Origin of the sequence: Streptomyces beijiangensis (assembly GCF_017315755.1) — a bacterium.
Classification (GTDB): Bacteria; Actinomycetota; Actinomycetes; order Streptomycetales; family Streptomycetaceae; genus Streptomyces; species Streptomyces beijiangensis.
Map to the genome: position 1 here is coordinate 1 of NZ_JAFLRJ010000190.1, position 13,684 is coordinate 13,684.

13 protein-coding genes are annotated in these 13,684 nt (G+C 70.0%); 4 read left to right on the forward strand and 9 right to left on the reverse strand.

Annotated features, from left to right (window positions below; all coding sequences use genetic code 11):
- Nucleotides 1-159: 159 nt before the first annotated feature.
- From J0695_RS20810 to J0695_RS20840, 7 genes are all read right to left on the reverse strand, one after another.
- Entirely contained in the window at nucleotides 160-441 is a 282-nt protein-coding gene (locus J0695_RS20810; RefSeq protein WP_003968811.1) for an HU family DNA-binding protein, read from the reverse strand.
- 235 nt (nucleotides 442-676) lie between these two features.
- The gene (locus tag J0695_RS20815; RefSeq protein WP_206963630.1) at nucleotides 677-2,119 is read right to left on the reverse strand and encodes an NAD-dependent malic enzyme; all 1,443 of its coding nucleotides are present in this window, start codon (nucleotides 2,117-2,119) and stop codon (nucleotides 677-679) included.
- A 364-nt stretch (nucleotides 2,120-2,483) separates the two neighbouring features.
- Complete coding sequence (locus J0695_RS20820; protein ID WP_206963631.1) at nucleotides 2,484-4,817, reverse strand: HelD family protein; 2,334 nt, start codon at nucleotides 4,815-4,817, stop codon at nucleotides 2,484-2,486.
- Between the two features lie 79 nt (nucleotides 4,818-4,896).
- Nucleotides 4,897-5,655: an anti-sigma factor family protein gene (locus J0695_RS20825; protein WP_206963632.1), complete on the reverse strand. Its 759-nt coding sequence runs from the start codon at nucleotides 5,653-5,655 to the stop codon at nucleotides 4,897-4,899.
- Complete coding sequence (locus J0695_RS20830) at nucleotides 5,652-6,215, reverse strand: sigma-70 family RNA polymerase sigma factor (protein ID WP_206963633.1); 564 nt, start codon at nucleotides 6,213-6,215, stop codon at nucleotides 5,652-5,654. The genes J0695_RS20825 and J0695_RS20830 overlap by 4 nt, the downstream gene beginning before the upstream one ends.
- An 87-nt stretch (nucleotides 6,216-6,302) precedes the next feature.
- On the reverse strand, nucleotides 6,303-6,893 hold the full coding sequence (locus J0695_RS20835; RefSeq protein ID WP_206963634.1) for a CGNR zinc finger domain-containing protein: 591 nt from the start codon (nucleotides 6,891-6,893) through the stop codon (nucleotides 6,303-6,305).
- Nucleotides 6,894-6,941: 48 nt separating this feature from the next.
- Nucleotides 6,942-7,496, reverse strand: coding sequence for a GNAT family N-acetyltransferase (locus J0695_RS20840; protein WP_307798707.1), 555 nt, complete (start codon nucleotides 7,494-7,496; stop codon nucleotides 6,942-6,944).
- 37 nt (nucleotides 7,497-7,533) lie between these two features.
- On the opposite strand from J0695_RS20840, the gene J0695_RS20845 reads away from it, so the two are divergent.
- Nucleotides 7,534-8,070 carry a GNAT family N-acetyltransferase gene (locus tag J0695_RS20845; protein WP_206963635.1) on the forward strand — a complete coding sequence of 179 codons (537 nt, stop codon included), beginning with the start codon at nucleotides 7,534-7,536 and terminating at the stop codon, nucleotides 8,068-8,070.
- Between the two features lie 78 nt (nucleotides 8,071-8,148).
- Nucleotides 8,149-11,364, forward strand: coding sequence for a tetratricopeptide repeat protein (locus tag J0695_RS20850; protein ID WP_206963636.1), 3,216 nt, complete (start codon nucleotides 8,149-8,151; stop codon nucleotides 11,362-11,364).
- Between the two features lie 33 nt (nucleotides 11,365-11,397).
- Here the strand turns inward: J0695_RS20850 and J0695_RS20855 are convergent, their stop codons facing one another.
- Together J0695_RS20855 and mca are read right to left on the reverse strand one after the other, a co-directional pair.
- Nucleotides 11,398-11,637: a hypothetical protein gene (locus J0695_RS20855; protein ID WP_372445806.1), complete on the reverse strand. Its 240-nt coding sequence runs from the start codon at nucleotides 11,635-11,637 to the stop codon at nucleotides 11,398-11,400.
- Nucleotides 11,630-12,511: a mycothiol conjugate amidase Mca gene (mca, locus tag J0695_RS20860; RefSeq protein WP_206963638.1), complete on the reverse strand. Its 882-nt coding sequence runs from the start codon at nucleotides 12,509-12,511 to the stop codon at nucleotides 11,630-11,632. Before mca ends, J0695_RS20855 begins: the two co-directional genes overlap by 8 nt.
- A 114-nt stretch (nucleotides 12,512-12,625) precedes the next feature.
- On the opposite strand from mca, the gene J0695_RS20865 reads away from it, so the two are divergent.
- Nucleotides 12,626-13,030, forward strand: coding sequence for a DUF4307 domain-containing protein (locus J0695_RS20865; RefSeq protein ID WP_206963639.1), 405 nt, complete (start codon nucleotides 12,626-12,628; stop codon nucleotides 13,028-13,030).
- A 148-nt stretch (nucleotides 13,031-13,178) separates the two neighbouring features.
- Nucleotides 13,179-13,676 (forward strand): transcription elongation factor GreA, encoded by a 498-nt coding sequence (gene greA, locus J0695_RS20870; RefSeq protein WP_206963640.1) that lies wholly within the window; start codon nucleotides 13,179-13,181, stop codon nucleotides 13,674-13,676.
- The last annotated feature ends 8 nt before the right edge of the window (nucleotides 13,677-13,684 follow it).

Here is a 13,684-nt window from a genome sequence, read left to right on the forward strand (position 1 = left end):
ATCGCCGGAGGGGCTTGATTTTGCCCGGCGTGAGCTTGATTCGAGCGGCGTCAGCTTGGTTTTGCCTCGCGTGAGCTTGATTTGGGGCGGCGTGGGCCACGAGACGGCGAAGGGCGGCTACCCAGGTGGGTAGCCGCCCTTCTTGTTGCCTACAAGGCCTTACTTGCCCTTGGCGGCTTCCTTGAGCTTGGAGCCCGCGGAGACCTTCACGCTGTAACCGGCCGGGATGTTGATCGGGTCGCCGGTCTGCGGGTTACGAGCGGTGCGAGCGGCACGGTGGGTGCGCTCGAAGGTCAGGAAGCCGGGGATGGTGACCTTCTCGTCGCCCTTGGCGACGATCTCGCCGACGGTCTCGGCGAGCGCGGCCAGCACGGCGTCGGCGTCCTTGCGAGTCACCTCGGCGCGGTCGGCCAGGGCGGCCACCAGCTCACTGCGGTTCATGTTGTTACTCCCGTGTTCTTCTTGCCTGTAAGGCGTGAGATCGAAGCCGATGCTGCCAGGGCCCTAGGACAGTCCCCGGACCCGGGTCTGACGTCAGACCCTCGCGCCCGATTACGCATCCTGCCCCCACCAGCGGCGGGAAAGCCAATCCGGCACGGACTGCCGGGCTCCTGTGCTCATTGCCCGCCACCCTAAAGGTGGGTTTGATGCGCCGCGTCGCGCGACGCGCCGGGCGTCAGACGGACGTGGGGCCTGTCACAGCCCCGCCGCCCGCGCCGGCCGCCTTCGCGGCCGTACGCACCGCCCCTGCGACCGCTCCCGCGACCTTGTCGTTGAAGACGGAGGGGATGATGTAGTTCGCGTTGATCTCGTCCTCGGCGACGACGTCCGCGAGGGCGCCCGCCGCGGCGAGCATCATCTCCGTGTTGACGGTGCGCGACTGGGCGTCCAGGAGGCCTCGGAAGACCCCCGGGAAGACCAGTACGTTGTTGATCTGGTTGGGGAAGTCGGAACGGCCCGTGGCCACAACTGCCGCGGTCTGACGCGCGATCGCCGGGTCGACCTCGGGGTCGGGGTTCGCGAGTGCGAACACGATCGCACCGTCCGCCATGGCCGCGACATCGTCGCCGTCGATGACGTTCGGAGCGGAGACCCCGATGAACACATCGGCGCCGGCGACGGCTTCCTTGAGGGTGCCGCGGACGCCCTCGGGGTTCGTGTTGTCGGCGATCCAGCGCAGCGGCGACTCGGGGGCCGCGTCGACGAGGTCCTCGCGGTCCGCGTGCACCACGCCGTGGATGTCGGCGACGACGGCGTGCTTCACGCCGGCCGCGATGAGGAGCTTGAGGATGGCCGTACCGGCCGCTCCGGCGCCCGACATCACCACGCGAACGTCCCCAATTCCCTTGCTCACCACGCGCAGTGCGTTGGTGAGCGCGGCGAGGACCACGATCGCGGTGCCGTGCTGGTCGTCGTGGAAGACGGGGATGTCCAGGGCCTCGCGCAGCCGTGCCTCGATCTCGAAGCAGCGGGGTGCGGAGATGTCTTCCAGGTTGATGCCGGCGAAGCCGGGGGCGATCGCCTTGACGATGGCGACGATCTCGTCACTGTCCTGGGTGTCCAGGCAGATCGGCCAGGCGTCGATGCCGGCGAAGCGCTTGAAGAGGGCCGCCTTGCCCTCCATGACGGGCAGCGCGGCCATCGGGCCGATGTTGCCGAGGCCGAGCACCGCGGACCCGTCCGTCACCACTGCAACGGAGTTGCGCTTGATGGTGAGGCGCCGGGCGTCCTCGGGGTTCTCGGCGATCGCCATGCAGACCCTGGCCACACCCGGGGTGTAGATCATCGAGAGGTCGTCACGGTTGCGGATGGGGTGCTTGGACGCCATCTCGATCTTGCCGCCGAGGTGCATCAGGAACGTACGGTCGGAGACCTTGCCGACCTCGACGCCCTCGACCGAGCGGAGTTTGTCGACGATCTCGTCCGCATGCGCCGTGGACGACGCCGCGATGGTGACGTCGATTCGCAGCTTCTCGTGACCGGATGCGGTCACATCGAGGCCCGTGACCGAACCTCCGGAGGATTCGACGGCCGTGGTGAGCTGGCTGACCGCGGTCCCGCTCGCGGGGACCTCCAGTCGTGCCGTCATCGAGTACGAGACGCTGGGCGCCGTTGCCATGGCCGACTTCCTCTTTCGTTGAGCTTCTTTGCTGCTGTCCGATGGTCGCACCTACCAGCCAGTAGCAGGTAAGTGCGGCTTGTTTCGGAAAGAGTTTTCCACCATACGAGAAGTCATGGTGAAACAGAAGAGGCCTTCCTCAGTTGAGGAAGGCCTCTTCTTCGAACGTCTAAGCGACACCGGCCCGCCATGCTCGCCTCGCGGCAAGTGGTCGCTCTAAGCGACGAAGGTTGGGCCCGGGGGCTTGGATCGAGCCGGTGTCACACCCAGGCTAACAAACACCCCCAGGAACTGATTCCCGCACCGCGGATTGCCGGTTTTTTTCGCCGGAACCCCTAAACTCACCGGGCCGTTCCCGCTGCGATCAGTCCCTCAGCAGGTCCGGCACACCGTCCTCGTCCGGCTCGTCGCGCGCCGCCGAGATCACCGTCAGCTGCTGGGTGGCGCGCGTCAACGCGACGTACAGCACCCGCAGTCCGGCCGGGGACTCGTCCGCGATCTCCGCGGGCGAGACGACCACCGTGGCGTCGTACTCCAGACCCTTCGCCTCCAGGCTGCCGAGCGTCACGACCCGCTCGCCGAACCCCGCGAGCCACTTGCGCGCCTGCTCACGGCGGTTCATGGCCACGACGACACCGACCGTGCCGTCCACCTGGTCCAGGAGGCGCTGCGCCTCCTCGCGTACGGAAGCGGCGAGATCCCCGTCCCGTACGACCGAGAACCGCGGCCGCACCCCGGTCGAACGGACTGCCGAAGGCGACTCCATGCCCGGCATGGCGAGCTTGAGCACCTTGGCCGCCAGCTCCGCGATCTCCGCCGGGTTGCGGTAGTTGACCGTGAGGGTGAAGCGGCGGCGGGGGCGGGAGCCGAGCGCCTCGTCGCGGGCCTCGGCCGCCTCGTCCGGGTACGACCACGACGACTGGGCCGCGTCGCCCACGATCGTCCAGGTCGCCTGCCGGCCGCGGCGGCCGACCATCCGCCACTGCATGGGGGTGAGGTCCTGGGCCTCGTCGACGATGACGTGCGCGTACTCGGTGCGCTCGGCCGCGAGCCGCTCCGCCCGCTCCCACTGGGTCTCCTCGCGGTGCGGCATCAGCTCCTCAAGGCCGGTGAGCGCGTCCAGGGGGTCGTACTCGCGCCGCTTCTTCGGCTTGTGCGGAGTACCCAGCAGGGTCTGCAGTTCGTCGATGAGGGCGACGTCGTGCACGGAGAGCGCTTCACGCTTGAGAGCGCGGGCCAGTTGGCGCACCTCGCGCGGATTCAGCACCCGCCGCGCCCAGCGGCCCAGCCTGCGCTCGTCGGCCATGGACATGAGCACACCGCGCGGGGTGAGCTCGGGCCACCAGGCGTTCAGGAAGGCGATGAACGAATCCTCGTTCGAGACGTCGTCGTCGAAGCCCGAGCGGAGATCGGCGAGCATCTGCGGGTCGCTGTAGCGGCCGCGGCCGTTGGACTTGGCCCACAGGGCGTCCAGGAGGAGCTTGCGGGCGCGCGGGCGCAGCAGGTTGACGGGTGCGGTGCCGCCGAGGACGTTGTTGCGGATGCGCTGGAGGTCGTCCGCCTCCAGTTCGAGGCGTCCCCCGAAGGCGACGACGCGCAGCCGGGCGGCAGGGCTCGCCTCCGCTTCCCCGAAGGACAGCTGGCCGTTGTCGCGCGCGGCGGGCGCCCTGTCCCCCTCCAGGGCTCCCCTGGCGGCCTTGCGCAGGACCGCGAGCATCCGGGACGAACCCTTGATGCGGGCGATCGACGGTTCGTCGTACGCCGTGGCCTCCGCGCCGTCCACGAGCGACCCCAGCGCGCGGATCGCCACCTGGCCCTCCTCGCCCAGCGAGGGCAGCACGCCCTCGGTGTACGAGACGAGCAGCGGGGTCGGCGAGACGATCAGGATGCCGCCCGAGTAGCGCCGGCGGTCCTGGTAGAGGAGGTACGCGGCCCGGTGCAGCGCCACCGCCGTCTTGCCGGTGCCGGGACCGCCCGAGACCTCGGTGACCGAGGCCGCGGGGGCCCGGATGACCAGGTCCTGCTCGGCCTGGATCGAGGAGACGATGTCCCGCATGGTGTGGCTGCGGGCCTGGCCGAGTGCGGCCATCAGGGCGCCGTCGCCGACGACGGCGAGCCCGTTCCCTTCCAGCGCGGCCGTCAGTTCGGGGCGCATCAGGTCGTCCTCCACCCCGAGGACCTTGCGGCCCTTGGAGCGGATGACCCGGCGCCGTACGACACGGCCGGGATCGACCGGCGTCGAGCGGTAGAAAGGCGCCGCGGCCGGTGCCCGCCAGTCGATGACCAGCGGCGAGTAGTCGGAGTCCAGGACCCCGATACGGCCGATGTGGAGCGTCTCCGCGATGTCGGCCGTGTTGTCCGGGCGCACCGCGTCTTCGGCGGGATCGACCGAGGTGAAGGCCCCGTCCGCGCCCTTCTGGCCGTCCTTGCCCTGCAGCAGGTCGATGCGTCCGAAGAGGAAGTCCTCGAATTCGTTGTTGAGGCGGTTGAGGTGGATGCCCGCCCTGAAGACCTGGGCATCCCTTTCGGCCAGGGCGCCGGGCGTGCCGACCTGGCCGCGCTGGGCGGCGTCGTTCATCAGGAATTCCGCCTCGTGGATCTTCTCCTCGAGACGCCTGTACACCTGATTGAGGTGGTCCTGCTCGATACCGATCTCGCGGTCTCTGACCGAGTCGACAGCGGCGTCCTGCGCGGCCACTGAGGCCCCCTTCTGACGTGCATTTGGGCGACCGTCAACCATACGCGAAGGGGAGCGCTCTGCGGCAGACCGGTGCTGTTTACACCGGCACGTCGACCAGCCGCTTGCCGTCCAGGGTCGCGACCTCGAAGTGGTCGATGTCGGCGGGGCTCATCGCCGCGCCGCCGTGGACGTACAGGGGGTACTTCGAGGCCTCGTGCGGGCTGCCCGGGATTCCGTAACCCCATTTCGGGACCGACCAGGTGGTGACCGTCTCGCGCTCGCCGCTCTTGGAGACCGCGATCAGGGAGCATTTGAGCGGACCCTGGACGTTTTTCAGTTCGAGGACGGCGTGCGTGCCCCAGGGCTTTGCCTCGGTGCCGACGGTCGCGGAGACCTTGGTCGCCGGATCGGTGGCCGAGGCCTTGTTCAGCATGCCGCTGAAGAAGGCGTCCTGGGCGGGGCTGGTGGAGTGCGGATGGGCGGAGCTGCTCGTACCGCTGTTGCCTGACGTGGCGACCACCGCGATCGTAGGGCCCCCGATGACCAGGGCGGCAGCGGCCGCCACCAGGTAGCTGGTGCGGCGGCGGCGCTTGGCGCGCTGGGCCGCGACCTCGTCGACCAGGTTGTTCAGGAGCTGCGGCGGGACAGGGCGCTCGGCCTGGGGCGCCGGTCCCGGGAACTCCGCCAGCCCGGCCAGCAGCGGCTCCATGCCCGCGAGGTCGTCGAGTTCGGCCGCGCAGATCTCGCAGCCCGCGAGATGCTCCTCGAAGGCGGTGGCATCGGCTTCGTCGAGGATGCCGAGAACGTATGCGCCGACCGCGTCGTGGACCGACTCGGGCTCTCGCTGCGTCGTCATGCCGTCACCCCCCTCTCCTCCAGTGCGAGCTTCATCGAGCGCAGTGCGTAGAAGACCCGGGACCGTACGGTCCCGCTGGGAATGCCGAGTGCCTCGGCCGCCTCATTGACCGTACGCCCCTTGAAGTACGTCTCCACAAGTGCCTCCCGGTGCGCGGGAGTCAGATCGTCGAGCGCATCCGAGAGCGTCATGAGCCACAACGCCTTGTCGATCTCGTCCTCCGCGGGCATGACCTCCAGCGGCGACGGATCGACCTCCTGCGGCCGGGACTGCCGGCTGCGGTGGTTGTCGATGACGATGCGCCTTGCGACCGTCACCAGCCAGGGTCGGACAGAGCCGGTGGCCCGGTTGAGCTGGCCGGCGTTCTTCCAGGCACGGATGAGCGTCTCCTGTACGACGTCCTCGGCGCGCTGGCGGTCGCCGGCGACGAGTCGGATGACGTACGCGAGAAGCGGTCCCGCATGCTCGCGGTACAGCGCCCGCATCAGCTCCTCGTCGGGCACGGAGCGATGCCGGGCCCCTGAGGTGCGGTCATCGGCCACGGCGGCATCCTTGCGCACCTGAACCTCCCGGTCGAGACCCTGTCCAGCTCCTTGCCCTCTGGTACGGGCCGCTGCCCGGAATCATTCAATGCGTGGCCGGATTCTTTACGTACCGACTTGCGCCCTTGCCCCGAGTGCCGCACGCCGCCGGTGCCTGGCCACCCGTTCACGGTTGCCGCAGATCTCACTGGAGCACCAGCGGCGGCGGTGGCCCCGGGAGGTGTCGAGGTAGAGCCGGGCACAGTTGTCGCCCTCGCACTGGCGGAGCAGGGCGCGGGCTTCGGGGTCGGTGAGGAGGTCCACGGTGTCGCGGGCGACGGCCGCCAGGAGGGCGTCGCGGTCGGGGGCCGCGGCGAAGGCCTTGACCAGGGTGCCGTCCGGGTGGCGTACGGCCTTCAGCGCGGGGGGTGAACCCGAGGCGTACGCGTTGACCCGGTCCAGGGCGGCGTCGGCGGGGCGGCCCGCGATCTCGCCGCGGACCAGCTGCCTGACGTACTCCCTGAGCTCGATGAAGCCGGAGAGCCAGGCCGGGTCGGCGGGATGGGCGGTGTCAGGGGGCACCAGACCGGCCCCCGCGAGCCAGGCGGTGAGGCGCTCACCGCAGTCGAGCTGCTCGACGGGATGAACTCCCGTCGCCACCAGGTCCAGGCAGATGCGCCCGGAGTCGAACCTCAACTCGTACGCGTACGAACCCATACCTCTTACAGTGCCCAAAGGCGGGCCCCGCCGGAACCCCTACCTCCGTCACGCCTCTCTTTCGTGCAGGATCCGCTGGAAGAGGCGGTGGTCGCGCCAGGCGCCGTTGATGCTGAGGTAGCGGGGCGCGATGCCGATCTCCTGGAAGCCGCACTTGGCGAGGACCCGCTGGGACGCGGCGTTCTCCAGGATCGTCCCCGCCTCGACGCGGTGCAGACCGAGATCGTCGCGGGCGGAGCGGCACACGGTCTCGACGGCGGCGGTGGCGAGACCCCTGCCGGTCTGCCCGCCGTCCAGCCAGTAGCCGAGTCCCGCGCTGCGGAACGGGCCCAGGGCGATGTTGCCGAGGTTGACGGCGCCGATGACCCGGTCCGCGTCGAAGAGCAGCCAGGGCATCGCGCGTCCGGCGTCGCGGTCGCCCAGCAGCCCTGCCAGGCGCGTCAGTTGGCCCTCGTACGTGAAGAAGGACTCGGGGCGGACCGGATCCCAGGGGCGCAGATGCTCCCTGTTGCGGCGGAACGCCTCCGCGAGGGCGTGGGCGTCGGTGAGCGCGGCGGGGCGCATCTGCACTCCGTCGGCGAGCAGATGGATGTCAGCGATCACCCGGGCACCGTAACGCGGCGCGCCGTACGGTGATCCGATGGACGGCGAACAGATATCCGTGACCCTGCACACCCCCGGCCTGCTCCTTCGCCCCTGGGAGGACGGCGACCTCGGCGCGCTCGTCGAGGCGTACCGCGATCCGGCGCATGTGCGCTGGCTGGACTCGAAGGTCACGGACGAGGCGGGCGGGCGCCAGTGGCTGGACGCGCAGCAGGCCGGCTGGGAGAGCGGGAAACTCTTCACCTTCGCCGTGGTCGGCGCCGGGGACGGGAAGCTGGCCGGGTGCGTGGTGCTCAAGCGGCCCGACCCGGCCGGGACCGACGGCGAAGTCGGGTACTGGACCGTCGGCGCCGCGCGCGGGCGCGGGATCGCCCCGCGCTCGGTCGAAGCGATCGTGGAATGGGCGTACGACGGCCTCGGCCTGCGGCGCCTGGAACTCATCCACGCCATCGACAACGACGCCTCCTGCCGCGTCGCGGAGAAGACCGGATTCTCCTACGCACAGACCCTGGCCGCGACCCCGCCCTGGCCCAACGACGCCCACCTGCACATTCGCCACGCTCCCTCGCGCTGACGCGCGTCACGCAGGACACTTGACGCGGAACCACCGCACCGGAACCTCGGTGCATCGCAACGCGGAGGGGGACTGCACATGCGGGAGGGTCACCGGGCCGAGGCCGAAAGGCTGTTGGCGCGCGCCGTGGAGGAAGAGGTGCGGCGCTCGGGCGGCCGGGCCGACACGGGGATGCTGCTGGCGCGCGGACGGGCGGCACTCGACTCGCTCGCCGCGAGTTCGGCCGAGGAGTACGCCGCGTACACCCAGGCGCTGGACGCGGCGGCGGCCGACGAACATCCGCTCTCCGAGCGGTTCAGCCGGAAGTACGTGGCAACTCCCGCTGTGGTGACGGTGGTTGCGGCAGTGGCGGCCTTCGGCTCGGACGTCGCCTTCGGTACGCCGGCGGGCACCGCGCTGGGCACCGGCGTGGTCGTCGCGGTCGCCGGGGCCGCGGCCACCGTCGTCAAGGTGACGGCGTCGCACTGGCCGGCCGCGCACGCCAGGGCCGGGGCGGCCGGACAGCCGGGCGGGGCCGAGCAGTTGAGGCTGCAGTGGCTGACGGCCCTTGAGGTACGGGGCATCCGCCCGTACCTGGACCAGCAGCGGATGCTGGCCACACCGAAAAAGAAGAAGACCTCCCCCGTCGCCGTACCGCCGCAGCTGCGCGGCACCGACAAGAGCGCGGCGGCACGCAGCCGTTCCGTACTTGAGCAGTCCTTCGGTCATCTCCCCGAGCCCGAGGGGACGTTCGCGGGGCGCCGCACCGAGCTGGCGCAGATCGCCCAGTGGGTGCACGCGGCGCGCGCGTCCACCGAGACCAAGCCCACCGTCGTCGTACTGCACGGGGTCGACGGGTCGGGGCGCACCACTCTTGCCGTACGGGCCGCGCACCAGCTCAGGGACCAGTTCCGCGGGGCGTGCGTGGTCGATCTGCGCGGGGACGCCCCCGGCGAGGAGCCGCTGTCGACGCGGGACGCGCTGCTGCATCTGCTGAATCGTCTCGGCGCACCGCGCGAGCAACTGCTCTTCCGTGAACGTTCCTCCCCCGAACAGCAGATGAGGCGGCTGAGCGAGCTCTACCGGCAGCATCTGACGGGGCTCCCCGTCACGGTCGTGCTCGACGACGCGAACGAGGCCGCACAGGTCCTCGCGCTCGTCCCCGAACGCTCGGACAGCCTCGTCATCGTCACCGCACGCCACCCGCTCGCACTGCCGGCCGACACCCCCGCCTGGGTGCACGAGCTGCCGGTGGGGGCGCTGGGCGCGGCGGGCGCCGAGGAGCTGCTGAGGTCGGTGGCGGAGGAGCAGGAATCGCCGTACGACAGCGAATCGACGGACGCGGTAAGGGAGTTGTGCGCCGGACTGCCGCTCGCCCTGCGGATCGCCGGGTCCGCGATCGGGCCCCGCACCACCCGCACCCTGGCCGCCGACCTGGCCGCGTACGGACCCGTCGCCCCCATCGAACGCACCCTGTGGCTGCGCTACAGCGACCAGCCCGAACAGAGCCGCCGTCTGCTGCGCCGCCTCGCGCTCGCCGGAAGGGCCTCGCTGGGCGCAGCTGCCGCGGCCTCGCTGCTCGCCACCGAGGAGCAGGAGGCCCAGCGCCTCCTCGACCACCTCGCCCGCACCGGCCTCGTCGACAACGTGCGCGGCAGCCGCTACCGCCTCCACGACACGGTGCGCACCTTCGCCCAGGCCCGCCTGGAGGACGAGGAGGAGCCCGCCGAGCGCACGGCCGCCCAGGAGCGGCTGATCCAGTCGTACGCCGAACTCGCCGACTCCGTGATCCGCCTGGTCGACGGCCAGCTCTCCACCCGCGCGGGCAAGTTCGGCTCGCACGGATTCACCTCGCTCGACGCGGCGCTGCGCTGGCTCGACGAGGAGTCGAGCTTCATCACCTCCGCCCTGCGGCAGGCCGAGGGCGTCGACCAGGACGTCGTACTGCACCTCCTGGGAGCCCTCTGCGACTACTGTCTGCTGCGCGGCGACCTCTACCGCCTGGGCGAGATCAGCGAGTTGACGCAGGCCGTGGGCCAGGGGCTGCTGGTCCGCTCGGTGCAGTGGCGCACCGGCATCGCGGCCCGCCAGCTGGGCGAGCTCGACGAGGCCCGCACCACCCTCACCTCGGTCGTCGACCTCTACCGCGAGGCGCACCACGAGGCGGGCGAGGCCCTCGCGCTCTGCTCGCTCGGCATCACCCTGCACCACCAGGGCAACCTCACCGAGGCGGCCGTACGCCTGCGTGAGGCCCTCACCCTGCAGTCCCCGCCCGAACTGGCCGCCGACCGCGCCTGGACCCTGCACGCGCTGGCAGCCGTGGAACGCGACCGGGGGAACATCTCCGAGGCCCTCACCCTCCTCGCCACCTCCCTCGCCCTCCACCAGGAGAACGACTCCCTGCACGGCGAGGCCTGGACGCACTTCCAGCTCGGCCAGACCTGTCTGCGCATGGGAGACGTGGAGCGCGCCGAGGACGAGCTGCGCATCGCGCTCGACGGGTACGGACAGACCCGCGACGGCCGCGGCGAGGCCTGGGCCATGACCCAGCTCGCCCGGGCCCGTCTGGTGGACGGCGACCCGGCCGCGGCGGTCGACCAGCTGCGCGGCGCGCTCTCGCGCCACCGCGACAACGAGGACGCGCGCGGCGAGGCCTGGACCCTCTACTACCTGGGCCAGGCCCTGGAGGAGCGCGGCGACCGCGACCAGTCGGTACGGGAGCTGGAGCGCGCCCGCACGATGTTCTCCCGGATGCGCGATGTGTACGGCCTGGCCTGCGCCCGCCACCACTCGGGCCGTGTCACCCGCGACCAGCGGGCCGCCCAGACCGGCAACCTCCGCAACTCCGGCTTCGCCCGCCAGCTCCTGGTCGACGCCCGGACCGACTTCCACCGCATCGGCAACGCCCACGGGGAGGCCTGGAGCTGCCTGGAACTGGCGATGATCGACGCGGGCAACGCACGCGCCGCACAGGCGCTGCAGCTCTGCGAGGAGGCGTCCGCGCTGTTCGCCACGTACGACGACAAGAGGGGCGGCGACTGGGCGCGCTTCCTGCGCTGCACGCTGCTGCCGTACGCGTCCCCGGGCGGCTCGGAGGTCGGCACCGCGGTCGCGGAGCAGGAGCTGGCGGAGCTGATCCGCTCCCCGCACCCCACGCGCGACGGCAAGCTGGAGGACTGCGCGGAGGCGTACGCCCTCGTCCTGGGCCGGGGCGTGGCCCTGGAGGACGGCTGGCAGGCGTGGCGCCTGGGCATGGTCCCGAACCGGCACGCCCGGGAGGTCATGGGCGTACCGGTGACAACTGCACCCCGCTGAGGGACAGCCCTTCTCAGGCCTGCACAGCCCTGCTCAGGCCTTCTTGGACTCGGCGGCCTCCGCCTTCGGGGCGGCCGCCGGGTCCGGGGCCTCCTCGAAGGTGACCTTGCCCATGTGGCGGTTCATCGACTTCATCAGCAGCCACGTGCCGACGGCCAGCACCGCGAAGACGATGAAGCCGAGGACGCCCGGAGTCACCTTGCTGTCGTCGACCTCCTTCGCGAGAGGGACGAGATGCGTCAGTGCTGCATAGCTAGCGCTCATGTCAGCCATTGTCGCGGATGCCCGCGAAGAGGTCGTCCTCGGGGAGGGAGGTGTCCACGAGCGACTTCGCGAGCTCGTACTCCTCGGTCGGCCAGACCTCCCGCTGGAGGTCCATGGGTACGCGGAACCAGCCGCCGTCCGGGTCGATCTGCGTGGCGTGCGCGATCAGCGCCTTGTCACGGATCTCGTAGAACTCGTCACAGGGAATGTGCGTGGTCAGCGTCCGCTCGACCCGCATGAACTCGTCCCAGCGCTTCAGCCAGTCCCCGTACGGCGACTCCATGCCGCGCGCCAGCATCGCCTCGTGCAGGGCGACCGTCCGCGGCTTGTTGAAGCCCTGGTTGTAGTAGAGCTTCTGCGGCTGGTAGACGGGGCCGAACTCGGCCTCCGGGAACTTCTCCGCGTCCCCCGCGCCATCAAAAGCCACCATGGAGATCTTGTGGGTCATGATGTGGTCGGGGTGCGGGTAGCCGCCGTTCTCGTCGTACGTGGTGATCGCCTGCGGGCGGAACTCGCGGATGAGCCGCACCAGCCGGCCCGCCGCCACATCGATGTCCTCCAGCGCGAAGCAGCCCTCGGGCAGCGGCGGCAGCGGGTCGCCCTCGGGCAGACCCGAGTCGACGAAGCCGAGCCACTCCTGCTTGACCCCGAGAATCTCGCGGGCCTCGTCCATCTCCCGCTTCCGTACCTCGTGGATGTGGTCCTCGATGTACTTGTCGCCCTGGAGCTTCGGATTGAGGATGGAGCCGCGCTCGCCTCCCGTGCAGGTCACGACCAGCACGTCCACCCCCTCGGACACGTACTTGGCCATGGTGGCCGCGCCCTTGCTCGACTCGTCGTCGGGGTGGGCGTGAACGGCCATCAGCCGCAGCTGCTCAGTCAAGACAAGATCCTTGTGGGTTACGGCGCCCTCAGTGTTTCGGCGCAATGAACGACCTCTATATTGACCGATGGGGCGGGCAGAAAATTCCTGCGTCCACTCCCTGGAGGAACGATCATGACTGCGGTACGCGAAGAGCTCCCCGAGGGCCGTTACGGCCGCTCCGCGGACGAGCGCGCGGACCACAAACTCAAGATCATCGGAGCGGTGCTCGGCGCCGCCGTCCTGCTCGTCGTCGGCTGGATCGGCTACGACTACGTATCGGGCAAGTCCGAGCTCAACGCCCAGGTCGTCACCTTCGAGATCCCCTCGAAGGACAAGGTCACCATGGGTCTCGACGTCAACAAGGACACCTCGACCGCCGGCACCTGCACCGTGCGCGCGCTGGACGAGAACCACAACGAGGTCGGCCGCAAGGACATCGCCTTCACCAAGGGCCAGCACGTGTCCCACGTCACGGTCGAGCTGCGGACGACGTCAAAGGCCAGCAGCGCGGAACTCATCAGCTGCCAGACCGGCTGACCGCAACCGTCTCCTGACGTACTTCTGACATTCGGTCCTCCCCGTTCCTCTCGGGAATTGTTAGGCTCGTGGTTTCGCCCGCCCCTGGAGGCACACACTTCTGGGTAGGGCGATGCTTTGTATTTCCGGTACCTACGAGGAGCGACCCGTGACCCAGACCAGTGAGAACGTCACCTGGCTGACTCAGGATGCGTACAACCAGCTGAAGGCCGAGCTGGAGCATCTGAAGGGTCCCGCACGCGCCGAGGTCACCTCGAAGATCGCGGCCGCACGCGAGGAGGGTGACCTGCGCGAGAACGGCGGTTACCACGCGGCCAAGGAGGAGCAGGGCAAGCAGGAGCTGCGCGTACGCCAGCTCACCCAGCTCCTGGAGGCGGCCCAGGTCGGCGAGGCGCCGACGACCAGTGGCGAGGCGGCCCCCGGCATGGTCGTCACGATCGCCTTCGACGGCGACGAGGACGACACCATGACGTTCCTCATCGCCTCACGTGAGTACGCGAGCTCGGACATCGAGACGTACTCCCCCCAGTCACCTCTCGGTACGGGCGTGATCGGCAAGAAGGTCGGCGAGAACGCCCAGTACGAGCTGCCGAACGGCAACAAGGCCACGGTCAAGATCCTCAAGGCCGAGCCCTACCGCGCCTGACCGCAGCC

Coding starts and splice junctions, on each gene's coding strand:
- J0695_RS20810 (WP_003968811.1), bottom strand. CDS start 441: ATGAACCGCAGTGAGCTGGTGGCCGCCCTGGCCGACCGCGCCGAGGTG.
- J0695_RS20815 (WP_206963630.1), bottom strand. CDS start 2,119: ATGGCAACGGCGCCCAGCGTCTCGTACTCGATGACGGCACGACTGGAG.
- J0695_RS20825 (WP_206963632.1), bottom strand. CDS start 5,655: ATGACGACGCAGCGAGAGCCCGAGTCGGTCCACGACGCGGTCGGCGCA.
- J0695_RS20835 (WP_206963634.1), bottom strand. CDS start 6,893: ATGGGTTCGTACGCGTACGAGTTGAGGTTCGACTCCGGGCGCATCTGC.
- J0695_RS20845 (WP_206963635.1), top strand. CDS start 7,534: ATGGACGGCGAACAGATATCCGTGACCCTGCACACCCCCGGCCTGCTC.
- J0695_RS20850 (WP_206963636.1), top strand. CDS start 8,149: ATGCGGGAGGGTCACCGGGCCGAGGCCGAAAGGCTGTTGGCGCGCGCC.
- J0695_RS20855 (WP_372445806.1), bottom strand. CDS start 11,637: ATGGCTGACATGAGCGCTAGCTATGCAGCACTGACGCATCTCGTCCCT.
- J0695_RS20865 (WP_206963639.1), top strand. CDS start 12,626: ATGACTGCGGTACGCGAAGAGCTCCCCGAGGGCCGTTACGGCCGCTCC.